Source organism: Pseudomonas sp. LBUM1672, assembly GCF_059695655.1.
Window position 1 is genome coordinate 6,238,730 of record NZ_CP166781.1, and the last position, 23,042, is coordinate 6,261,771.

The following is a 23,042-nucleotide window of genomic DNA, read 5'->3' on the forward strand; positions in this document are numbered from 1 at the left end:
CCTGACATGACCCACAGCACCGGCACCCTGTACATCATTTCCGCCCCTTCGGGCGCGGGCAAGAGCAGCCTGGTCAAGGCCCTGACCGACGCTGACCAGGAGATCCGCGTCTCGGTCTCCCACACCACCCGCGCCATGCGCCCCGGTGAAGTCAACGGCGTGAACTATCACTTCGTCGAACGCGGCGAGTTCGTGAAGATGATTGAGCACGGGGACTTCCTCGAGCGCGCCGAAGTGTTCGGCAACCTCTACGGCACTTCGCAAAGCCACCTGCAGCAGACCCTGGACGAAGGCCACGACCTGATTCTGGAAATCGACTGGCAGGGTGCCGAGCAAGTGCGCAAGCTGATGCCTCAGGCGCGCTCGATCTTCATTCTGCCGCCGTCGTTGGAAGCCTTGCACCAGCGCCTGAACAATCGCGGCCAGGACAGCGACGAAGTCATCGAAGGCCGGATGCGCGAAGCCGTCAGCGAAATGAGCCACTACGTTGACTACGATTACTTGATCATCAACGACGATTTCGCCCACGCGCTGAAGGATTTGCAGGCGATTTTCCGTGCCAATCAGCTGCATCAGAAGCGTCAGCAGCAGCGTAACGGAAAACTTTTGGCTGAATTGCTTGGCTAAACAGCCCTTCCCAAAACCGCTGCAAGGGCTTTACATTGGCACTTGCAGCGCGTTGAAGGGCTTGGTCAAAAAATCAGCGCTTCCCTAATCGCTGGTGATTTTTTAAACTGTTGAGTCCGCTCGCCCACCCGGGCAGCGCGCATATTGCATTCGCTCCGAGGAATACCATGGCCCGCGTAACCGTTGAAGACTGCCTGAACCACGTGGAAAACCGTTTTGAGCTGGTCATGCTGTCCACCAAGCGTGCCCGTCAACTGGCCACCGGCGGCAAAGAGCCACTGGTTCAGTGGGAAAACGACAAGCCTACCGTTGTAGCCTTGCGTGAAATCGCTGAAGGCCTGATGAGCTACGAGTTCATCGCCAATGCTGAAATCGTCGAAGACGAACCGCTGTTCGCAGCGTTCGAGGACGAGTCCAACGAGGCCGTCTAAGCCTATGCCTGGTCGACGTAGCACGGCGCGGGGTCACAGCGAACGGCAGGAGTCATCATGCCGAGCATAGACGCCCTCGCCGATCGCTTATCGACCTACCTCGGCAAGGACCAGGTCAACCTGGTCCGCCGAGCGTACTTCTACGCCGAACAAGCCCACGACGGCCAACGCCGCCGCAGCGGTGAGGCGTATGTCACGCATCCTCTTGCCGTGGCGAATATTCTTGCCGACATGCACATGGACCATCAGAGTTTGATGGCTGCAATGCTGCATGACGTGATCGAAGACACCGGTATTGCCAAGGAAGCGCTGCAAGCGCAGTTCGGCGAAACCGTGGCCGAACTGGTCGACGGGGTCAGCAAACTGACCCAGATGAACTTCGAAACCAAAGCCGAAGCCCAGGCCGAAAACTTTCAGAAAATGGCCATGGCCATGGCGCGCGACATTCGTGTGATCCTGGTCAAGCTCGCCGACCGCCTGCACAACATGCGCACGCTGGAAGTCCTGTCCGGTGAAAAGCGCCGGCGGATCGCCAAGGAAACCCTGGAAATCTATGCACCCATCGCCAACCGGCTGGGCATGCACGCCATCCGCATAGAATTCGAAGACCTCGGCTTCAAGGCGATGCACCCGATGCGTTCCGCGCGGATTAACCAGGCGGTCAAACGCGCCCGGGGCAACCGCAAGGAAATCGTCAACAAGATCGAGGAATCCCTCAGTCACTGCCTGGCCATCGATGGCATCCAGGGCGAGGTCAGCGGTCGCCAGAAACACCTCTACGGCATCTACAAGAAAATGCGCGGCAAGCGTCGGGCCTTCAACGAGATCATGGACGTCTACGCGTTCCGGATCATCGTCGACAAGGTCGACACCTGCTACCGCGTGCTGGGTGCTGTGCATAATTTGTACAAACCGTTGCCGGGGCGCTTCAAGGATTACATCGCGATCCCCAAGGCCAACGGCTACCAGTCGCTGCACACCACGCTGTTCGGCATGCACGGTGTTCCGATCGAGATCCAGATCCGCACCCGTGAAATGGAAGAAATGGCCAACAACGGCATCGCCGCGCATTGGTTGTACAAGTCCAGCGGCGACGAGCAGCCGAAAGGCACGCATGCCCGCGCCCGCCAGTGGGTCAAAGGCGTGCTGGAGATGCAGCAACGGGCCGGCAACTCGCTGGAGTTCATCGAGAGCGTGAAGATCGACCTGTTCCCGGACGAGGTCTACGTGTTCACGCCCAAAGGCCGGATCATGGAGCTGCCCAAAGGCTCCACGGCAGTTGACTTCGCTTACGCGGTGCACACCGATGTGGGCAACAGCTGCATTGCCTGTCGGATCAATCGTCGTCTCGCACCGCTGTCCGAACCGCTGCAAAGCGGCTCCACGGTCGAGATCGTCAGCGCCCCGGGCGCGCGGCCAAATCCGGCGTGGCTGAACTTCGTGGTCACCGGCAAGGCGCGGACCCACATCCGCCACGCGCTGAAACTGCAACGCCGCTCCGAATCCATCAGCCTTGGCGAGCGCCTGCTGAATAAAGTGCTCAACGGTTTCGACAGCACCCTGGAGAAAGTCCCGGCCGAGCGCGTCAAGGCGATGCTGACCGAATATCGCCTCGAACTGATCGAAGACTTGCTTGAAGACATCGGCCTGGGCAATCGCATGGCCTACGTGGTCGCCCGCCGCCTGCTCGGCGAAGGCGAACAGTTGCCAAGCCCGGAAGGCCCGCTGGCGATTCGCGGCACCGAAGGCCTGGTCCTCAGCTACGCCAAGTGCTGCACGCCGATCCCGGGCGACCCGATTGTCGGTCACCTGTCTGCGGGCAAAGGCATGGTCGTGCACCTGGACAACTGCCGCAACATCAGCGAAATCCGCCACAACCCGGAAAAATGCATCCAGCTCTCGTGGGCCAAGGATGTCACCGGCGAATTCAACGTCGAGCTGCGCGTCGAACTGGAACACCAGCGCGGCCTGATCGCCCTGCTGGCCAGCAGCGTCAACGCGGCCGACGGCAATATCGAGAAAATCAGCATGGACGAACGCGATGGTCGCATCAGCGTGGTCCAACTGGTGGTCAGCGTGCACGACCGTGTGCACCTGGCCCGCGTGATCAAGAAACTGCGCGCACTGACCGGGGTGATTCGCATCACCCGCATGCGCGCCTGAGCCCACTATTACAAGGAGTCATTCATGACCAAGACTGTTATCACCAGCGACAAGGCCCCGGCCGCTATCGGTACTTACTCCCAGGCGATCAAGGCTGGCAACACTGTCTACATGTCGGGTCAGATTCCTCTGGACCCAAAAACCATGGAACTGGTTGAAGGCTTCGAAGCCCAGACCGTCCAGGTGTTCGAGAATCTCAAAGCCGTGGCTGAAGCGGCTGGCGGTTCGTTCAAGGACATCGTCAAACTGAACATCTTCCTCACCGACCTGAGCCACTTTGCCAAGGTCAACGAGATCATGGGCAAGTACTTTGACCAGCCATACCCTGCCCGCGCCGCCATCGGCGTAGCTGCCCTGCCAAAGGGCTCGCAGGTTGAAATGGATGCCATTCTGGTCATCGAGTAATAAATCCGGCGCAACCCCAAGGGTTGCGCCGATTTCGTCTTGAAAGGATTCCACCATGCGCCAAGCGCTAGCTTTTTCGCTGGTCGCCCTACTCTTGGGCGGTTGTGCCAGCAACCCTGCCGATCGTGATATCAGCGGCACCTGGATCAATCAGGTGGCGATTGACGCTGCATCCAAAGGCGGCCCCCTGCGCGAAGCGCTTCAGGCTTATGGCCCGAACCTGGAATGGGACGTCAACACCAAGGCCGGCCAGGCCCGCTACACCAACGGTTTTGAAAACGTGGACGGCAAGCTGCTGGGCGAAGAGTCCGGCGCCTGGAAAGTCGACTTTTATGGCAGCTCCGCCAGTGAGCTGAAGCGTGACGGCAAGCAATTGGCCCAGGCCGCCTCCGACAACGAACCGGAACAGGTTTTTGATCGTGCGCTGATCCCCGTGCCGGACGGTGCACCGATGGGCGCCAGCTTCGAACGCGCGCTGTACACCGCCTACATGGGCGGCAGCTGGAAAATCGTCAACGGTCCGGGCGAAGGCAATACCGTGCAATTCCAGGCCGATGGCCAGGTTGCCGGCCTGCCGGGTGCCGATCGATATGCCCTGTGCCTGGCGGGCGATTGCGCGTCGATGAGCGGCGGCAATGACAATATGTGGCTGCAAGTGAACGGCCAGGGCAATACCTGGATCTTTGCGCGCAAGGGCAAGGAACTGGAGATTGTGCAGGCGGTGAACACGGCTCAGGCAGACGAGATGCCTCAGTTCACGCCGGGCGAGCGCAAGTGGTTGCTGGAAAAGCAGTAACCCGGCCCTGAAGCCAACGCAAAACCAATGTGGGAGCGAGCCTGCTCGCGATGAGGCCATAACAGCCAACGATGATGTTGAATGTTATGCCGCCATCGCGAGCAGGCTCGCTCCCACATTTGGTTTGTGGTGATGGGAAGTCAGCAGCGGCCTTCGAGAATGGCGGCGTAGCCTTCTCGATAGCTTGGGTACTTTGGCGTCCAGCCCAGGGCCTTCGCCCGTGCATTGCTGCATTGCTTGCTGCCTGTGCGCCGCACGCTCGCGTCGTCAGCCCACTCGGTCACGCCCAGATACTCACGCAACCAGCCCACCACTTCGGCCAGCGGCGCGGGCGCGTCGTCCACTCCGATGTAGACGTCATCCAACGCCACCCCGCGTCGATCCGCTTCAAGCAGAAACGCCATCAACCCCGCCGCGTCATCGGCGTGGATGCGGTTGCCATACAGCGGCGGGTCAACGGCCACTCGATAGCCACGACGCACCTGGGTCAGCAGCCATTCGCGGCCGGGGCCGTAAATGCCGGTCAAGCGCACGATGCTTGCCGGGATGCCGCTCTGGAGTGCCACTTGCTCGGCCTCCAGCATCAATCGACCCGAATAGCCTGATGCAATGGTCGGCGAAGTCTCATCGACCCACTCGCCCTCCTGCTGGCCATACACACTGCTGCTGGAAACGAACAGCAGGCGGTTGGGCACCTGGCCGTAGTCGTTCAGCCATTCCAGTACATGCTGCAAGCCTTCGACATAGGCAGCACGGTAACCGGCTTCATCGTGATCGGTAGCGGCCGCGCAATACACGAGGTAATCCACCGCACCGATGGGCCACGTCTCAGGACAGTCCTTATTGAACAAGTCGCCGGCAACGCCAATGACCCCGTCAGGCAGACGTGAAACGTCACGTCTCAGGCCATGAACTTCCCACCCGGCGGCCAGCAATTGCGTGGCCAGGCGACAGCCGACATCACCGCAGCCGGCGATCAAAACAGAAGGCGCGGACATCAAAAAACTCCTATTGGAAAGCCACAGACTAGCGCCGGCAATGGACGAGCGGCTAGCAATGCAGGAAAAAAAGATACTCTATTACTTTTGTTAACAAGAATTACTTGCAATAATGCACGCCACTTTTGTTCTCGGCCTTACGAGGCCTGGAAGAACATTCACCCTATTTTTCTCTCAGGTCCGGCCAGCATGACACGCAATCAATTCCCCGCTTCGCCAACCAAACGACCTCGCGCCTGGAGCGCAGTGGCTGCCCTGCTGCTCAGCCTGATGCTGGCACCGACCGCCGCTTTCGCTGACGCACAAGCACCCGCCACTCCGGCGACTCCGGCCGCCGCCGCTGCTCCAGCCCCGGCTGATCATGCCGCCCCCGCCGTAGCGCCAGCCGCAACCGACCCGGCCCAGGCAGTAGACGCCGACGACGTTCCTGAAGTCCTCGAAGCCGACAACACTCTGGGCATGGCCCACGACCTGTCGCCGTGGGGCATGTACCAGAACGCCGACATTATCGTGAAAATCGTGATGATCGGCCTGGCCATCGCCTCGATCATCACCTGGACCATCTGGATCGCCAAGGGCTTTGAGCTGATGGGCGCCAAGCGTCGTCTGCGCAGCGAAATCGTCCATCTGAAAAAAGCCACCACCCTTAAAGAAGCCAGCGCGTCAGCGACCAAGCAAGGCACCCTCGCCAATTTGCTGGTGCATGACGCCCTGGAAGAGATGCGCTTGTCGGTCAACAGCCGCGAGAAAGAAGGCATCAAGGAACGTGTTGCCTTCCGTCTCGAGCGCTTGGTTGCAGCTTGCGGTCGCAACATGAGCAGCGGCACCGGCGTCCTCGCCACCATCGGCTCCACCGCGCCGTTCGTAGGTTTGTTCGGCACCGTGTGGGGCATCATGAACAGCTTCATCGGCATCGCCAAAACCCAGACCACCAACCTCGCCGTCGTAGCGCCGGGCATCGCAGAAGCCCTGCTGGCCACCGCGCTGGGTCTGGTTGCGGCGATTCCGGCCGTGGTGATCTACAACGTCTTCGCTCGCTCCATCGCTGGCTACAAGGCGCAAGTGTCCGATGCCTCGGCTGAAGTCCTGCTGCTGGTCAGCCGTGACCTCGATCACCTGCCGACCACCGAGCGCTCCACGCAACCCCACGTGGTCAAAGTAGGGTAATCAGCCATGGGCTTGCATTTGAAAGAAGGCGCAGACGACGATCTGGCCGAGAACCACGAAATCAACGTCACGCCGTTCATCGACGTGATGCTGGTGCTGTTGATCATCTTCATGGTGGCTGCTCCGTTGGCCACCGTGGACATCAAGGTCGACCTGCCCGCCTCCAGCGCCAAGCCGGCCCCGCGGCCGGAGAAACCGGTGTTCCTCAGCGTCAAGGCTGACCAGCGCCTGTACCTCGGCGAAGAAGAAGTGAAGGCCGAAGCACTCGGCGCCACCCTCGACGCCAGGACTCAAGGCAAGAAAGACACGACGATCTTCTTCCAGGCCGATAAAGGCGTGGATTACGGCGACCTGATGAGCGTGATGGACAACCTGCGCTCCGCCGGTTACCTGAAGGTAGGTCTGGTCGGGCTCGAGACGGCAGTCAAGAAATGATCACGACGCGCCATAAGCTGACGCGTTACAGCGGGAGCCTGGCCGTGGTGCTGGGCGTTCATGCGCTGGCCATTGCGCTGGCGGTGAACTGGACTGCGCGCCCACCCATCGAGCTGCCACCGCAGGCGATGATGGTCGAGTTGGCGCCGGTTCCGGCCCCGCCACCACCGGCACCGCCGAAGGTAATAACGCCGCCACAGCCACCGGCCCCGGTGGAAGAACTGCCGATCCCGAAACTGGCCGAAGTGCCGAAGGCCGAGATCGTTGCGCCGAAGCCGGTTAAACCCAAGCCCAAACCGAAGCCGCAACCGCCCAAGCCTGTGGAGAAAAAGCCGGAGCCGCCGAAGGAGAAGCCCTCCGAGGAGAAGCCTAGCGACGCGCAACCGACCCAGGCGCCGACGGAGAAGTCCGCGCAACCGGCCCCGGGTCCATCGCCCGCGCAACAGGCGGCCAAAGCCAGTTGGGAAGGCACTTTGCTTGCGCACTTGGGCAAGTACAAAAAGTACCCGGCGAGCGCACAGAATCGGGGCAAGCAAGGCACCAACCGTCTGCGCTTCATCGTTGATGGCGAAGGTAATGTGTTGTCGTACGAACTGGTGGGCCGTTCAGGCGTTGCCGATCTGGACCGGGCCACCCTGGAAATGATCCGCCTCGCCCAACCGCTGCCCAAGCCGCCGGCCGACATGTTGACCAATGGCACCATCGAAATCACGGCGCCGTTCCTCTACTCCCTGGAAAAACGCCGCCGCTAAACGCAACACCGACCCACTGGGTAATGTGCAAAGCCACAGAGGCACCGAAAGGTGCCTTTTGCATATCCACCAGCGGCAAACCGGCATTACCCAGTGTCACTCAACGCATGCACTCTGATAACGTGCGTCTATCGATTGCAGCCGGTATGCTTGGCTCGCAACTTCATGGACGCTTGCTATGACTCTCACAGAATTACGCTACATCGTTACCCTCGCCCAAGAGCAGCATTTCGGCCACGCGGCCGAGCGTTGCCATGTCAGCCAACCGACCCTGTCGGTGGGCGTGAAAAAGCTTGAAGACGAACTCGGTGTGCTGATTTTCGAGCGCAGCAAGAGTGCCGTGCGCCTGACCCCGGTCGGTGAAGGCATCGTTGCCCAGGCACAGAAAGTCCTGGAACAGGCCCAAGGCATTCGCGAACTGGCCCAGGCCGGCAAAAACCAGCTGACCGCTCCGTTGAAAGTCGGCGCGATTTACACGGTCGGCCCGTATCTGTTTCCGCACCTGATTCCACAACTGCACCGGGTCGCCCCGCAGATGCCGTTGTACATCGAAGAAAACTTCACCCACGTGCTGCGCGACAAACTGCGCAACGGCGAGCTCGACGCGATCATCATCGCCCTGCCGTTCAACGAAGCCGACGTCCTGACCCTGCAGCTCTACGACGAGCCGTTCTATGTCCTGATGCCAGCCCAGCACCCGTGGACGCAAAAAGAATCCATCGACGCCAGCCTGCTCAACGACAAGAGCCTGCTGCTGCTCGGCGAAGGCCACTGCTTCCGCGATCAAGTGCTGGAAGCCTGCCCGACCCTGGCCAAAGGCAACGACGGCGCCAAGCACACCACGGTGGAATCCAGCTCCCTGGAAACCATCCGCCACATGGTCGCGTCCGGCCTCGGCATTTCGATCCTGCCGCTGTCGGCAGTCGACAGCCATCACTACGCCCCCGGCGTGATCGAAGTGCGTCCGCTGTCGCCGCCGGTGCCGTTCCGCACCGTGGCTATTGCGTGGCGTGCGAGCTTCCCGCGGCCGAAAGCGATTGAAATCCTCGCTGACTCCATTCGCCTGTGCTCGGTGGCCAAGCCGCCCGCGCCGGTGGCTGCGGCTTAAGTCGCTGTCATGACCGAGTTGTCGCAAGTGTCGGTAACGGCACTCAAAGGTGTCGGCGAGGCCATGGCCGAGAAATTGGCCAAGGTCGGCCTGGAGAATCTCCAGGACGTGCTGTTCCACCTGCCGCTGCGCTATCAGGACCGCACTCGCGTGGTCCCGATCGGCCATTTGCGACCGGGGCAAGACGCCGTGATCGAAGGCACCGTCAGCGGCGCCGACGTGGTCATGGGTCGCCGTCGCAGCCTCGTCGTGCGTCTGCAAGACGGCACCGGCGGGCTCAGTCTGCGCTTCTATCACTTCAGCAACGCCCAGAAAGAAGGCCTCAAACGCGGCACGCGGATTCGCTGCTATGGCGAAGCGCGGCCCGGTGCCTCGGGACTGGAAATCTACCACCCGGAATACCGCGCAATTACCGGTGACGAGCCGCCGCCAGTGGATGAAACCCTGACCCCGGTCTACCCGCTCACCGAAGGCCTGACCCAACAGCGCTTGCGCCAGTTGTGCATGCAAACCCTGACGATGCTCGGCCCGACCAGCCTGCCCGACTGGCTGCCGACCGAACTGGCCCGGGACTATCAACTCGCGCCGCTGGCCGATGCGATCCGCTACCTGCACCACCCGCCCGCCGATGCCGACGTCGACGAACTCGCCCTCGGTCATCACTGGGCGCAGCACCGTCTGGCCTTCGAAGAACTGCTGACCCATCAGCTGTCCCAGCAACGCCTGCGCGAAAGCATGCGTTCCCTGCGCGCACCCGCCATGCCGAAAGCCACCAAGTTGCCGGCTAAATACCTGGCCAATCTCGGCTTCACGCCGACCGGCGCCCAGCAGCGGGTCGGCAACGAAATCGCCTACGACCTCGCCCAGCACGAACCGATGCTTCGGCTGATTCAGGGCGACGTCGGCGCGGGTAAAACCGTGGTCGCCGCCCTCGCCGCGCTTCAGGCGTTGGAGGCCGGCTACCAGGTCGCGCTGATGGCGCCCACCGAAATCCTCGCCGAACAGCACTTCATCACTTTCAAGCGCTGGCTTGAACCGCTGGGCATCGAAGTCGCGTGGCTGGCCGGCAAGCTCAAGGGCAAGAACCGTGTGGCCGCGCTGGAACAGATCGCCAACGGCGCACCGATGGTGGTCGGCACGCACGCGCTGTTCCAGGACGAAGTGCAGTTCAAGAACCTCGCGCTGGCGATCATCGACGAACAGCACCGCTTCGGCGTGCAGCAGCGTTTGGCATTGCGGCAGAAAGGTGTTGGCGGGCGAATGTGTCCGCATCAGCTGATCATGACCGCCACACCGATTCCGCGGACACTGGCCATGAGCGCTTACGCCGACCTCGACACCTCGATCCTCGACGAACTGCCGCCCGGCCGAACCCCGGTCAACACTGTATTGGTCACCGATACACGGCGCGTGGAAGTCATCGAGCGCGTACGCGGCGCCTGTGCCGAAGGGCGTCAGGCCTATTGGGTATGCACGCTGATTGAAGAATCGGAAGAGCTGACCTGTCAGGCCGCCGAAACCACTTACGAAGACCTCACCGCAGCCCTCGGCGAGTTGAAGGTCGGCTTGATCCACGGTCGCATGAAGCCCGCTGAGAAAGCCGCCGTGATGGCCGAATTCAAAGCGGGCAACCTGCAACTGCTGGTCGCCACCACCGTGATCGAAGTCGGCGTCGACGTCCCGAACGCCAGCCTGATGATCATCGAAAACCCCGAGCGCCTCGGCCTCGCGCAACTGCACCAATTGCGCGGCCGTGTCGGTCGAGGCAGCGCCGCCAGCCATTGCGTGCTGCTTTACCATCCGCCGTTGTCACAGATCGGCCGTCAGCGCCTTGGCATCATGCGTGAAACCAACGACGGTTTTGTCATCGCCGAAAAAGACCTCGAACTGCGCGGCCCCGGCGAAATGCTCGGCACCCGCCAGACCGGCCTGCTGCAATTCAAGGTTGCCGACCTGATGCGTGATGCCGATTTGTTACCCGCCGTGCGCGACGCCGCCCAGGCTTTGCTTGAGCGCTGGCCGGACCACGTCAGCCCATTGCTAGACCGCTGGCTGCGCCATGGGCAGCAATACGGCCAAGTGTGAGCACCGTCGCAGTTTGTAGACGATGCTTTTAAACAAGCTGGTTATACTCCTGCAATTGTTTGAATACGGATACAGACCATGACAGAAGCTGCCCTCGCCCCCGACACCCTGCACGCTCCGTCTGTTATTCGGCTGCTGCTGGGCAAATTGGGCATTGCCTATGAAGAAGTGCTCGATCACCACGGCCTCAACGCCTCGCGCAAAGTGCAGGCGGTGCTGGTGGACGACGCGGTCGGCGCCTTGATGGTGCTGTTCCCGCAAAGCCAGTTGCTGGACCTCAATCGCCTCGCCGAACTGACCGGCCGCCGCCTCACCGCCGTGCCCACCGAACGCCTGGTGAAAATGCTCGGCAAGCACAACCTGAGCCTACTGCCCGGCCTGCCGGCGCTGACCAGTTCGCCGTGCCTGTACGAAGAAAGCCTGCTGCGCGAACCGAAGTTGCTGATCAACTCGGGCGAGCCGGGCCTGCTGCTGGAAATCACCAGCGAAGATTTCAAGAGCATGCTGACCAAGGCCAGCGCCGCCAACTTCGGCGAGAACCTGACCAGCATCCGCCCGAACCTCGACCGCCCCGACGATGACCGCCAGGAAATCACCCAGGCCGTCCAGGCGTTCACCGCGCGACGCATCCAGCAACGTCTGGAAGAGACCATCGAGATTCCGCCGCTGGCCGAGACCGCGCAGAAAATCATCAAGTTGCGCGTCGACCCTAACGCCACCATCGACGACATCACCGGCGTGGTCGAAACCGACCCGGCGCTGGCCGCCCAAGTCGTCAGTTGGGCCGCGTCGCCGTACTACGCCTCGCCGGGCAAAATTCGTTCAGTGGAAGACGCGATCGTGCGCGTGCTGGGTTTCGACCTGGTGATCAACCTCGCACTGGGCCTGGCCCTGGGCAAAACCCTGAGCCTGCCCAAAGACCACCCGCAACACACCACGCCGTACTGGCAGCAATCGATCTACACCGCCGCCGTCATCGAAGGCCTGACCCGCGCCATGCCCCGCGCCCAGCGCCCGGAAGCCGGCCTGACCTACCTCGCCGGCCTGCTGCACAACTTCGGTTACCTGCTGCTGGCCCACGTCTTCCCGCCGCACTTCTCGCTGATCTGCCGCCACCTCGAAGTCAACCCGCACCTGTGCCACAGCTATGTCGAGCAACACTTGCTGGGCATCAGCCGTGAACAGATCGGCTCCTGGCTGATGCGCTACTGGGACATGCCCGACGAACTCGCCACCGCGCTGCGTTTCCAGCACGACCCGAGCTACGACGGTGCCTACGCTGAATACCCGAACCTTGTGTGCCTGGCTGTGCGACTGCTGCGTAGTCGCGGGATTGGCTCCGGGCCCGACGAAGACATCCCCGACGCCTTGCTCGAACGCGTCGGCCTGACCCGCGACAAAGCCAACGACGTGGTCAGCAAGGTCCTCGAAGCTGAAGTGCTGCTGCGCGAACTGGCTTCGCAATTCAGCCAGGCCTAAAGCACCACGGGCAAGCCCACTCCCACAGGATTCACGCAATCCCTGTGGGAGCGGGCTTGCCCGCGAAGAATCCCCCGCCAATCCACCAGAATCACCACAACCCCTTGTGGGAGCGAGCCTGCTCGCGATGAATCCAACTCGGTATCTCTGAATCACCACACCTCTGTGGCGAGGGAGCTTGCTCCCGCTCGACTGCGCAGCAGTCGCAACCCAGCCAACGCGGTGTGTCAGATACCACCGAGGTCTCAGGCTTTAGGGCCGCTTCGCAGCCCAGCAGGAGCAAGCTCCCTCGCCACAAAGTCAGTCACTCGACTCAAGCCTTTGCCTTAGCTTTGGCCTTGCGCGGCTTCAAATACTTGGTCAGCCCCTGAAACCAGATCACCAGCGCCGGGTTGCCCTTGATCTGAATCGACTTGTCCTGAATCCCCGTCATGAACGCCAATTGCTTGTTCTTCGCCTGCATCGTGGCAAAGCCATACGCCGCGTCTTTAAAGGCAATCGCAAACGCCGGCTCGGCATACACGCCCGACTTGCTGGTAATGCGCTGATCCTTCACAAAGAAATGCCGCGCCACTTTCCCGTCCAGGGTCTGTAGCTGGAACACCAATTCCTTGTCACCCAACTGCTGCTGAAACGCAGGATTAGTCCGACTGGCCTTACCCATCAACAAACCCAGCATCCACAGAAGAAAACGAAATTTCATGCGCACAGCCTCAAGAGAAAAGTGAACGGCCGGCGCAGTGTAGCGGCTTCAGACGATAACGACACTATTGGCTTGTGTTTGCAGAAGATGATGCGGTTTTTGGCGTCAATGACTGCCAAGTCACGCTTTTCAACTGACGAAGCAACGCCTATTTAGCCCACGATCAACGATTGATGGGCAACTGAAAACGCATGCGCTGCCCACAGAACTCCAGATCTTCTCGAAACAGACCGAAGGCCATTTCACAGTGGCCATCCACGTAATGCTGCCAAATCGGGTCAACCAACGCCTCGCCTCCCAACCGTTCCGCCGCTGCCTCCAGCGTCACGGCGTTGTCTTTGCCCACCATCGCCTGCATCGCGTTGTAGAAACCATCGTTGGTCATCCCCGTCTGCAAATACATCAATTCGCTCAGCCGGCCATTGCTGATGTGCAGCCAGCAAATCAGGCGTTTCCAAACTGTCGAGATTGCAGTTGGGCTGGGCGAAAACCGGGGCCATGGCCGCAGCCAGGACCACGCCCGCGAAAATCAAAAACAGCTTCTTGCGTTCGCTCACTCCACCACTCCATTGCTACGCTCAGCCACTCGCGCGGGAATCTTCGATACCTTGCCCGCGTCGGTCATCAACGAGGCGTACCGCTTGTAAGCCTGCGCCGCCAGCGCTTTATTGTTCAGGCCCCAGTAACTGTCTGCGAGGTTCAGATAGGCCACGGTTCGGGTGGGGTTTCTGGCAATTACCGCGTTCAACAGCTCAGTGGACTCTGCGTAATAGCCGGTTTCACCGAATAGAAACCCCAGGTCGTTGGACCAGCCCGGCGATTGGGCGAAGTCATACTTTTGCGCGATGTAGCTGTCCGGATAACAGTGACCGCTGCCTCCATCCATCAGGAAATTCGCCATCACCGTCGAAACGGCCTCGGTCTGCCCTTTTCGATGCAGCGCCAACGCCTTGTCGAGCTGTTCCACGACGTCAGTCATCATCAATTTTTTGTAATCGCTGGCAGCTTTAATGCGCAAGTCAGACAACTGCTCAAACACTTTGCGTCCATCGAAAAACGCCAAAGACATTTCACCGATCAGACTTTTGGGTACTTCTTCGACACTGACAACCGAGTGATCACAGGACTCGTTGTTGACGACCTGTAATACATTTTTCAGCTCGAACTGCCTGGAGCTTTTGTTGTAGCGAAACACCAGGTTGAAGTTATAAACGGCGTTATCTTCTTCGCTGCTGACCAGCACAAGGGCGTTTCCGGCTTCGGCAGAAGACCGCTTGACCGACACGGACTCGCCTTGCATATCGATGACCTTCAGCACGCCAGCCGGGTTTTTGATTATGTTGACGCTGAAGATATCGCTCATGGCCGACGAGTATTGGCTCTTGATCAGCGGCAATGCCTTGGAGGTATCCAGCAGGATGTCGTCACCGGTGCCGTGTTCAGGCGTGATCTGCAGGCGGCGGAAGTCTGCCCCAGCATCACCGGACAGCACAGACACGTTTTGACGGGATGCATCACCCAATAAACTGGCCTGTTGCTGTTTGATCACCGTTGGCTGATGGGCGCTAGAACTCGGCTGCGCGACCTCTCCCGTACTCAGCGAAACTGTTTCTTTCAAGGGAAGCGCGCAGCCGGAATCACACGCCATCTTCAGAAACTCGGGCTCGTCAGTCCCCTCGAACACATAAGTTGCCGCGCCATTGCGTTGCCCGTCGCTGTACACCGGGACACTGACCGCCAACGAACCGGCGGCCGAAGATGCAGGGGGTTGATCCGCAACCGTTACCACGCTGGCGTCAACGTCCTTGCAAAGGGTGTTGATGGCGGAATCCAGAAGCCCCTGCCCCGCGCCAGCAACCAACTTCGCATTGGCCGGACGGCAGTCATAGCCATGCCAGTACGGGCCAATCTGTGTAGAGATATCCAAGGAAAAAATATAGATATGGTTCAGGACGATTTCTTTACCGTCATAGCTGAAAACCACCCAACGGCGCGATTTAGCCGAAGAGTAATTCTCACTGTCCAGGATGTACTGCCTTCCGGATCGATACAGCGCGTTGGTAAACATCGCGCCGGTATATTCCGTGTCGTCGAACAGTCGCTTTCCTGAGCTGGCATCTAAAATATAGCCGTCTGCATTCAAGGCAACGGAACAACTGCCGGGCGTCTTGCCGTAAGGCTCACAGATCGTTGCGTGTGGAAAAACAAACTCCGCGGCGCCAGCGCCAAAACTCAATAGCGCCATCAGGAACATTGAAATCTTCAAGGTATACAGCTTCACCACTGACACCCCTTCTCGGGAGTAGACTCAATCTGCGGGTGATGCTCAAACCCATAGTGTTTCTTGCTTTTGGCATTGGTGTACGCCATGCCGTAAATCAGCGCCCCTTGACGGACCATGACATATTCGCCCGTGACTGCGCCGTCAACGACCTCAACCCACGTGGTGGTAGTGGTGGATTGAAAAGGTCGGCCGTCGGACATTGCTTCTTGCTCGTTACTTTTGAATACCAGCGGGATCGACTCTTTGGACGTCCCATACTTGACCCCCGCCCCGCTCCACTTGGCGGCCTGATCACTGTAGATCCTGAACTCCAACTTTATGTCCTTGCCTTCCTGGGATCGAAAACAGGAAATTTCCGCTTCCGCTTCCGCTTCCGCTTCCGCTTCCGCTTCCGCTTCCGCTTCCGCTTCACTGTGAGCGAATGCGGAGAAGGCCAACAACATCAGCATCACTAACTTTTTCAAAGACAACTCCCTTTGCCAAATCGCTTATGAATCGGTGATTTTCAGCAGCCGGAATTCGTTGTTCACAAACTCGTAGTAGCGAGTTCGGTCGCGGTTCTTCAGCCGTTTACCCTTCATGTCTTCTTCGGTATTGGCGGTGATGCCGGAGACGATGATCAAGTTGCTGTCGGGCTGGTAAGACAGCGTCAGCAAGTTGCCGTCGTAGGCATTGGGCAGACCCGTCGTGACCTCGCCCGTCTGCGCGTCCAGCACCTCGACACATATCGTGCTGCCACCACAGCCCACCCTGTGCAGAACGTAGTGCCCGGCGAAATTGACCTTGCCGGCGAGGGCTTGTACTCGCGCTTCATCCATCCATTGGTTGCTGTTTTCCTGGGGCGCCAGGGCGTGGTTTGGACCGGCAAACACTTCGGTGACAGTGAACTCCGTGAAGGATGGATCGGCGGCGAAAGATAATGAGGCTGCACCGGCCAGGATGCAGCCCAATAAAATCGACAGTCCTTTCATGTTGTAACTCCTGAGCAAACCGATTATTCCCATTGGCAGCCTTTCTCCAAAGAGACTTCGGTGGCTGAATAAAAAAAACGTATTCCTTGCCACTCGACTTATTCGTGTAGCTCATCGAAACGATCATCCCACCCTGGCTCGCCATTTCGTATGTACCCGTCACCTTTCCCTCAAGCACTTCAGACCATGTTCTTGTGAGCCCCCATGGCCTATCCGGGCTCACTTCTTCAGATTGGCTGTCGGTTAAAACCAGAGGAATCGGCACACCGGATGACGCGTATTTAACAAAGCCACCCTGCCACTTGTTCGTAGTGTCGTAGTAGGTTCGAAGCTCGAATTTCACCGGGCTCCCGTCACCCATTTCAAAACACAGATTCTCCGACACAACCTCGCAGTTTGCCGTCAACGGCAGCACGCCAATCACCAACAGCAGCAATCTTTTCACTTCAAATCCCTTGAAATAACCCGCCATTCAAATCGAGAAATCCTGCACTTCATCCAGTCCCCAACACCCATCAAAACTGAACCGGTACAGGACTTGATAACCCGTATCCGGCTTTTGCAGTTTCACCGTCGCCGATGTGCCGCTCTTGTCCGTGATCTGTAGCGTCAGCCCTTGCGTCTCGCGCGTCTTCGCCTCGGGGATCAGCGGGAATACCAGTTCACTGCGATCCAGCAACGTGCTGACCTGCTTTGGTTCAGGCTCGGCATCCACCATAATCAGCTTTTTCATCGGGACACGGGTGAATGCCTGTTGAATGGCCAGGCTTTCCCGGTAGTCGGCGAAAAACGCTTCGAAATCCTTCGAGGGGCAGGCCAACGCCTGGGCGTGCTCGGCAGGTTCCGGCATCAGGCATGGCTTGGCCGGGTCAACCTGTATGCCTTGAGCGCTCAATTGCTCTGCGGTGGCGCGCGAATCTTCCAGCCCCATGTTGGCCGCCGCCAGGTAACAGGCCAGTGCTCGTTGCGAATCCTGAATGCCCAGCGTGCCACGTTGAAAGGCACTGCCAAGGTTGCTGAGCGCATAGGGCGCACCTTGCGCGGCAGACCTTTTCAGCGCTGCCAGGGATTTTGCAGGGTCGCCGCAAGGGCGAGGGTCGCCATACTCGCCTTCGTCGCAATAAAACCCGGCAAGCGCATGACTGGCCTGCGCGAGCGTTCGGGAACCCTGGCTCAAAAGCTCGAGGATTTTGCTGTTGTCCAGGCGCGGCGCCTGTCCCGAGAGGCTGACTGACGCGGCAGCATAGGCAGCCTGGTCGTTACCCTGGGCGGCACCGTCCAGGTAACTGTCCAGGGACGAAACATACAATTGCACATCGGCCGGATAACCCGACTCGTTCGTCAGCGCGTCATACAGTGCGCCTCTCTTAAGGGCGCGAGCACCCGGCGCAGCGCGCAGCTCCCCTTGTTGCGCGGACAGCACCTTTTCCAGTGACCAGTCTTCGACCCGCACCAGTTTCCAGCAGTCGCCGAACTTGAACGTGAAGACCTTCAGCACTTCACCTTTGCGGTCGCGGACGAATACATAGTTGGGCAACTGAACCTCCAGGCTCAGCCCGGATTTGGCGATGTAGTCCGCAGACAGTTCGGCCAATGATCGCGGCGCCAGTGTCGGCACCTGCCATTGCACTACCCGGGGTTTCGACCCGGTGGAGACAACCGACAACTCCATCACCGGCGAAGCGACAAAGGCTGGCTGAGTGTCCGCATTCGTCGTGAACGCGGTGATGAACTCCGCAAACTGGGTGCTTGGACACTGCGCAGCCCCCGGCTCTACCGCGAACGCAGCCGACGACATCACTAGCGCCAACAACGCCAGACACCCAAACTTCAAACCCGCCACACAAGAATTCCTTTTCATCAAAAACTACTTCACCAACGTCAGTTCACCATCCCGATACAACACCTCACACCCCACCCATGCCACATCCACCTGAGGCAGCACCGCCGAAGGTTTGCGCAGTTCACGCAACAAGGTTGAACCATGGGACAAGCGCCCGCCCATGCGCGCAATCACCGCCCGCGCGGCCTGGTAGTGCGCGTGGCGACCGGGGTCCAGGGTGTCTTCGAGCAAAATGTCGTCGCCCAGAATGCCTTGCACCTGCCCCGGATAAATCATGAAACCCGTCGCTTGCTCAGTGCCTTCGCGGCCGTCCTGCCAAAAGCTGCCGTCGCGATTGCGGATGTCTGGATGCGGTGTAAACCAACGCGCTCGGTCGGCCATCGGCATGGCGTGGTGCAGGCGAAAGAAAATTCGCATCAGGTTGTCGCGATACCACTCGCGCACTTGCAGGTAGTAACCGCGCAGGCCCGGCAGGCCGGTCGAATGGGCCACACGGATGAACCCGGACCATTGCGCAAAGGCTTGCAACGGCAGGTCGGTCGGTGCCGGGCGTGGCGTGGCCGGATCGGTTTCCCAGGGCAGACGATGCGGGCTGTGTTCAAGATCGTCATAGACGGTCGGAGGCCGGCCCAGCTGGTCGCCGCCGCTGCTGGCCAGTGAGGTAGCGATACACAAGTTGCCTTGCACCACGAACACATAAAACCGGGTGAACCAGTCGGCCAGTTGTTGGCCGTCGGCACCTTGGGCGATCAGCTCGGACAGTTCTTCGTCGAAGCGGCGCAAACGCTTTTCCAACGTCAGCAAATGACCGCGCGCGATGCGTTGCATGCGCAGGAACAGTGCCAGCGAACGGATTAGACGCAGCGGTCGCCAAGGCAGATGCGGGGTCGCGCCGCCGACTTCACCGGCGTAGCTGTTGGCAGAGATTCCCCAGTCGGCCAGTCGGGCGAGAAACAGATCATTGTTGATGTAAGAAGCGCCGCCAAACACAGCGGTGAACGGCTCGTTGTCCTGCAGCACCCGTGAATCCCAACGCGCCATGATCGCCGGAATACTCGCCGCCGCACGTCGTTGCGCGTACTCCACGAAAACGCTTGGTTGTGGCGGCAGGATTTCGGCGATGTTGGCGGCCGTCAGGTGACGACGCCAGCCGTAGTCGCTGATCGGCCGGTATTGCAACAGCCACAGTTGCGTACCGTCCCAGGCCCATTCGACGTCGCCGGGCACGTAATGAAAAACCCGCAGAACGTTTTGTAGAAAGCGCCATAGCTGGTCAGCGGTCAAACCGTGTGAAGGCTCGAACTTGTCGCTGCTCCAGGAGGCGCCGAGGCGGGAAATGATCGCGCGCCCGGGGCTCACCTGACCATCGGCCAACGACTCCAGATGACCTTCGACCCATTCAAGTTCCACCGACAGATGTCGCACAAAAGCGATCCCGGACAACTGCGGTGTGATGAAGCGCTGCACCACCACTTCTTCCACACCCGCCGCGCTCAGCTCGGCAATGCGCGCGGGCACGTTGGGTGTCGGTTCCCGCAGAAATGTGGTGCTCAGCCCGGCGTTCGCCGCATCGGCTTGATCCTCGCCATAACTGGAGGAACGCACCGCCCACGTGGCGTCCGGTTGGCTGGCGAGAAACGCCGGCAGACGTTCATCGTGACAATCATTGAGTGACAGCGCCGGCGGCACCGCTTGCCCGGCCAACTCGGCCAGACGCAAACGGCCGCCCTTGGTGTGCGCGACGAATCCGTGCTCGCCCGACTCCAGCCACGCAGCGAATTCGGCCGGCGAGTCGATCCACGGGTAATGACCCCAACCGGTTTTCAGGCTGATAGTCAGATCAGCGCGAGCCAGAATCGCCGACCATGCGGCAGCCTGTGCGATACCCAGCACGTTGTCATGATCGCCCCAGACCAGCTCGACCGGATCGGTGATCCACTCCAGCAGCGGCAACGCGGTGTCGGCCCGCACCAAGTCCCAATGGGGCACAAAAGCGCGGCATCGCGCATACCCCGCGCCCATGCGCTGGTACTGCGCGGGCGTCCAGGTCTGGTTGGAAAACTTGTGTTTGAACAGCGCTGGCTTGTTCGCCAGCAACCAGTGAATGGTCTTGCGAATCGGCAGCGGCGACATCAGCGCCGGCAGCCGTCGTTGCCACAAAAATGCCCCGACCGGCGCCAGCAACACGCTACGGCAAAAGTGCCCTGGCTGACGTTGCAGCGCATGCAACACCAGCAGCGCATTGACCCCGACCGCCATGATCGTGCGGCCTTTCACCGTCATCGCGAGCAACGCTTGAGCGTACGCCGCGAGGTCTTCGCAGGGTGCCTGTGGATTGTTGCCAAAGCCCGGCAATTCCAGCGGCACCACCTGATAACGCTGAAAGTGCGGCAGCGCGTCATCCCACCAATCGGCGGCGCTACCATTGCCGGCCAGCAAGTACATCACAGGCTTGCTCATGGACACTCCTCAGGCCAGATCGCGCAGGGCAACGTCGAGGGTCGGGTAACGGAACGTGTAGCCCGCCTCGGTCAGGCGGCTCGGCACCACTCGTTGGCCATCGAAAAACAACTGCGCCATCTCGCCGGCCAACGCACGCACCGGCGCCGCCGGAATGTGGAACCACACCGGGCGCTTCAGGGCTTTACCGACGCTCTCGGCGAACACCGCCTGACTCACCGCATCCGGCGCCACCAGGTTGTAAGTACCGCTCAAACTGCTGTCATCGAAGGCACGGGCGATCACCTGAATCACATCGTCGCGGTGTACCCAACTCATGATCTGCTGACCATCGCCCATGCGCCCGCCGAACCCCAGACGAAACGGAATCAGCAACGGCAACAACGCGCCGCCCGGGCCAAACACCACGCCCAAACGCAGCACCACCTGACGCACGCCCAACTCGGTGGCCGGTTGCGCGGCGGCTTCCCATTTGGCGCACAACTCTGCCATGAAGCCGTCGCCCTTGGAGGCGCCTTCATCGAGGCTTTCGCTGGCATCGCGCACCCCGTAAAAACCGATGGCCGAGGCCTGAATCCACAAGGCTGGTTTATGCCGGGCGTTCTTCAACCAGGTCATCAGCGCCTCGGTGGTATTGACCCGACTGGCGATCAGTTGCGCCTGGCGACTGGCACTCCAGCGCGGCCCGGCCACTGGCGCGCCTGCGAGGTTGATCACCACGTCGAAAGTTTCGTTGTAGCCGAGCTTGCCCAGCGAACGCAGGCAGCGAGCGCGACCATCAAACAGGTAGGCGGCCTTCAGCGGATCACGAGCCAACACGCAGACCGTGTGGCCGGCGTCGAGCAGTTGATTAACCAGCACTTCGCCGATAAACCCAGTGCCACCGGTCACCAGCACACGCTTATAGGCGCCACCCGCAAACGGGTTCGACGGTTTGCCTTCTCGTTGCATGCGCAGCGCTGCCAACCCATCACGAATACCCGAGGCAGTAACTCCGATGGCGAACAGCGTCAGCAACCAACCGCGCCAGCCGAAATCAATCGCTGTCAGGCCGGTAGGCAAACTCGCCCACTGCGCCAGTTGCACGCCGTACAACGCAAAAAAAGCCCCGCCGTTGACCGCCAGAACGGTGTGCATGATGCGTTCGATGGCCGGCAGCTTGCGGCTCCGATCCTCGACCACAAAGTCCCACAGCGTCAGGCAAATCTCCAGGGCAAACAGTAGCGCAATGACAATCGCCCACGCGCCCTGAAACGCAAAATGCGCCATGCCCAGAAACAGAATCCCATAGAAACACGAACGTAACGCGTGGATCGACAACTCCAGCCGCGCACTGTGACGATAAGGCAGTGCGACGGTTAGTTCGTGGTGATACAGGGTGTCGAGTGCACCCAGACATGCCTGGGCGATCAGCAGAGCAATTGCCCAATCCAGAAGGGAAAAATCAAGCATGGTCAGCGTCACTCAGTGTGTGTGTTGAGGTGGAAGTGCGGCGGTCGTGGCGATAGAGCCAGAACAGCGGCGGCAGCAGAGTGAACAGCGCGAAGCTGTCGAACCACAGGTGCGACCAGACCTGCGCCTGGAGGGAAATCAACATGTCTTGCGGCGCCCAGAGCACGATGCCGGCGATCAACCAGCCCCAAGCCATTGAGGTTTTGAGTCGATGGCCGAGGTGCACGAGGGCGAGCATGTAGAGGGAATAGCTTTGCAGCGTGGCGCCGAACAAGGCTAACCACCAAACTTGTTGGGCGCGGGCGGCGGTGGGTACAGCTTCGGTGGCCCAGAAGGCTTGTTCGATGGTTTGCAGGTAGCCGTCGAGCAAGCCGGAATGGCCGGCCCAGGTCAGTGTGACGCTGACGAGCAAATGCACCAGGGCGGCGGCGTATAGCCAAACAACCAGGGCTTTGCGAAGGATAAAAAGGGGGACTGGCATTCCGTGTCCTGAGGTCTTCCTTGAGGGGCGCAAGTCTAAAGGAAAACGGGGAATTTAGTGATTAATCACGGTGCCCGTTTCACCTCTGAAATTTCGAATGGAAAATCAACTAACGACCATCGGCATCGTTGCATTGAACCCAGTCCCGAATCTCCTTTCCTTTGGGGGTTTTAAACATGATTTGCAGCCGCACAGCCTGAAGCCGTTCCTGCAACACCGAGTCGCCAATAATCAAATACATTTTCGTCATGTCCGACAAAACGGGACGAACTGAACTGTTGCGCAGCGGTAGAAGAAGATGCCGGAGCTTTTGACGCTGATGACTACCAAGTCATTGACGAAACGAGGGTGTTTAAAAGCGTGGAAATTTTGAGCTTTCTACGCTCGACTCCATCGGATATT

The 23,042-nt window shown here is 60.0% G+C and carries 21 protein-coding genes; 11 read left to right on the plus strand and 10 right to left on the minus strand.

The window, feature by feature from the left end; genetic code table 11:
- Positions 1-6: 6 nt before the first annotated feature.
- The 5 genes from gmk to ACA053_RS28635 all read left to right on the plus strand — a co-directional run bounded on the left by gmk (position 7) and on the right by ACA053_RS28635 (position 4,422).
- Positions 7-627, plus strand: coding sequence for a guanylate kinase (gene gmk / locus ACA053_RS28615; protein WP_497314507.1), 621 nt, complete (start codon positions 7-9; stop codon positions 625-627).
- A 167-nt stretch (positions 628-794) separates the two neighbouring features.
- On the plus strand, positions 795-1,058 hold the full coding sequence (gene rpoZ / locus ACA053_RS28620; RefSeq protein WP_007894670.1) for a DNA-directed RNA polymerase subunit omega: 264 nt from the start codon (positions 795-797) through the stop codon (positions 1,056-1,058).
- Between the two features lie 57 nt (positions 1,059-1,115).
- Entirely contained in the window at positions 1,116-3,221 is a 2,106-nt protein-coding gene (gene spoT / locus ACA053_RS28625) for a bifunctional GTP diphosphokinase/guanosine-3',5'-bis pyrophosphate 3'-pyrophosphohydrolase (RefSeq protein WP_109626735.1), read from the plus strand.
- 24 nt (positions 3,222-3,245) lie between these two features.
- Complete coding sequence (locus tag ACA053_RS28630; RefSeq protein ID WP_003229509.1) at positions 3,246-3,626, plus strand: RidA family protein; 381 nt, start codon at positions 3,246-3,248, stop codon at positions 3,624-3,626.
- Between the two features lie 55 nt (positions 3,627-3,681).
- Positions 3,682-4,422, plus strand: coding sequence for a hypothetical protein (locus ACA053_RS28635; RefSeq protein ID WP_497394194.1), 741 nt, complete (start codon positions 3,682-3,684; stop codon positions 4,420-4,422).
- A gap of 140 nt (positions 4,423-4,562) precedes the next feature.
- Here the strand turns inward: ACA053_RS28635 and ACA053_RS28640 are convergent, their stop codons facing one another.
- Entirely contained in the window at positions 4,563-5,420 is an 858-nt protein-coding gene (locus tag ACA053_RS28640) for an SDR family oxidoreductase (protein ID WP_497394195.1), read from the minus strand.
- A 189-nt stretch (positions 5,421-5,609) separates the two neighbouring features.
- Between ACA053_RS28640 and exbB the strand changes: the two genes are divergently transcribed.
- The 6 genes from exbB to ACA053_RS28670 all read left to right on the plus strand — a co-directional run bounded on the left by exbB (position 5,610) and on the right by ACA053_RS28670 (position 12,446).
- Positions 5,610-6,587, plus strand: a complete 978-nt coding sequence (exbB, locus tag ACA053_RS28645) for a tonB-system energizer ExbB (RefSeq protein WP_109626738.1) — start codon at positions 5,610-5,612, stop codon at positions 6,585-6,587.
- Between the two features lie 6 nt (positions 6,588-6,593).
- Positions 6,594-7,022, plus strand: coding sequence for a TonB system transport protein ExbD (exbD, locus tag ACA053_RS28650; RefSeq protein WP_109626740.1), 429 nt, complete (start codon positions 6,594-6,596; stop codon positions 7,020-7,022).
- Entirely contained in the window at positions 7,019-7,774 is a 756-nt protein-coding gene (locus tag ACA053_RS28655; RefSeq protein ID WP_497394196.1) for an energy transducer TonB family protein, read from the plus strand. The genes exbD and ACA053_RS28655 overlap by 4 nt, the downstream gene beginning before the upstream one ends.
- 178 nt (positions 7,775-7,952) lie before the next feature.
- Entirely contained in the window at positions 7,953-8,882 is a 930-nt protein-coding gene (locus ACA053_RS28660) for a hydrogen peroxide-inducible genes activator (RefSeq protein ID WP_497394197.1), read from the plus strand.
- Positions 8,883-8,891: 9 nt separating this feature from the next.
- Complete coding sequence (gene recG / locus ACA053_RS28665) at positions 8,892-10,967, plus strand: ATP-dependent DNA helicase RecG (protein WP_497394198.1); 2,076 nt, start codon at positions 8,892-8,894, stop codon at positions 10,965-10,967.
- 78 nt (positions 10,968-11,045) lie between these two features.
- Entirely contained in the window at positions 11,046-12,446 is a 1,401-nt protein-coding gene (locus ACA053_RS28670; RefSeq protein WP_497394199.1) for an aminoacyl-tRNA deacylase and HDOD domain-containing protein, read from the plus strand.
- A 313-nt stretch (positions 12,447-12,759) separates the two neighbouring features.
- Here ACA053_RS28670 and ACA053_RS28675 read toward each other — a convergent pair whose 3' ends face one another.
- The 9 genes from ACA053_RS28675 to ACA053_RS28715 all read right to left on the minus strand — a co-directional run bounded on the left by ACA053_RS28675 (position 12,760) and on the right by ACA053_RS28715 (position 22,640).
- Complete coding sequence (locus tag ACA053_RS28675; RefSeq protein WP_008150118.1) at positions 12,760-13,149, minus strand: hypothetical protein; 390 nt, start codon at positions 13,147-13,149, stop codon at positions 12,760-12,762.
- A 163-nt stretch (positions 13,150-13,312) separates the two neighbouring features.
- Positions 13,313-13,552, minus strand: coding sequence for a hypothetical protein (locus tag ACA053_RS28680; RefSeq protein WP_497394200.1), 240 nt, complete (start codon positions 13,550-13,552; stop codon positions 13,313-13,315).
- 150 nt (positions 13,553-13,702) lie between these two features.
- Positions 13,703-15,430 carry a tetratricopeptide repeat protein gene (locus ACA053_RS28685; RefSeq protein ID WP_497394201.1) on the minus strand — a complete coding sequence of 576 codons (1,728 nt, stop codon included), beginning with the start codon at positions 15,428-15,430 and terminating at the stop codon, positions 13,703-13,705.
- Positions 15,427-15,897: a hypothetical protein gene (locus tag ACA053_RS28690; RefSeq protein ID WP_497394202.1), complete on the minus strand. Its 471-nt coding sequence runs from the start codon at positions 15,895-15,897 to the stop codon at positions 15,427-15,429. Before ACA053_RS28690 ends, ACA053_RS28685 begins: the two co-directional genes overlap by 4 nt.
- A 24-nt stretch (positions 15,898-15,921) precedes the next feature.
- On the minus strand, positions 15,922-16,404 hold the full coding sequence (locus ACA053_RS28695) for a hypothetical protein (protein ID WP_497394203.1): 483 nt from the start codon (positions 16,402-16,404) through the stop codon (positions 15,922-15,924).
- Positions 16,405-16,876: 472 nt separating this feature from the next.
- Positions 16,877-18,247, minus strand: a complete 1,371-nt coding sequence (locus tag ACA053_RS28700) for an SEL1-like repeat protein (RefSeq protein WP_497394204.1) — start codon at positions 18,245-18,247, stop codon at positions 16,877-16,879.
- A gap of 24 nt (positions 18,248-18,271) precedes the next feature.
- Positions 18,272-20,707: a PEP-utilizing enzyme gene (locus ACA053_RS28705; RefSeq protein WP_497394206.1), complete on the minus strand. Its 2,436-nt coding sequence runs from the start codon at positions 20,705-20,707 to the stop codon at positions 18,272-18,274.
- Positions 20,708-20,716: 9 nt separating this feature from the next.
- Positions 20,717-22,159 carry a TIGR01777 family oxidoreductase gene (locus tag ACA053_RS28710; protein ID WP_497394207.1) on the minus strand — a complete coding sequence of 481 codons (1,443 nt, stop codon included), beginning with the start codon at positions 22,157-22,159 and terminating at the stop codon, positions 20,717-20,719.
- On the minus strand, positions 22,152-22,640 hold the full coding sequence (locus ACA053_RS28715; protein WP_497394208.1) for a cell division protein: 489 nt from the start codon (positions 22,638-22,640) through the stop codon (positions 22,152-22,154). The genes ACA053_RS28710 and ACA053_RS28715 overlap by 8 nt, the downstream gene beginning before the upstream one ends.
- Positions 22,641-23,042: the final 402 nt, after the last annotated feature.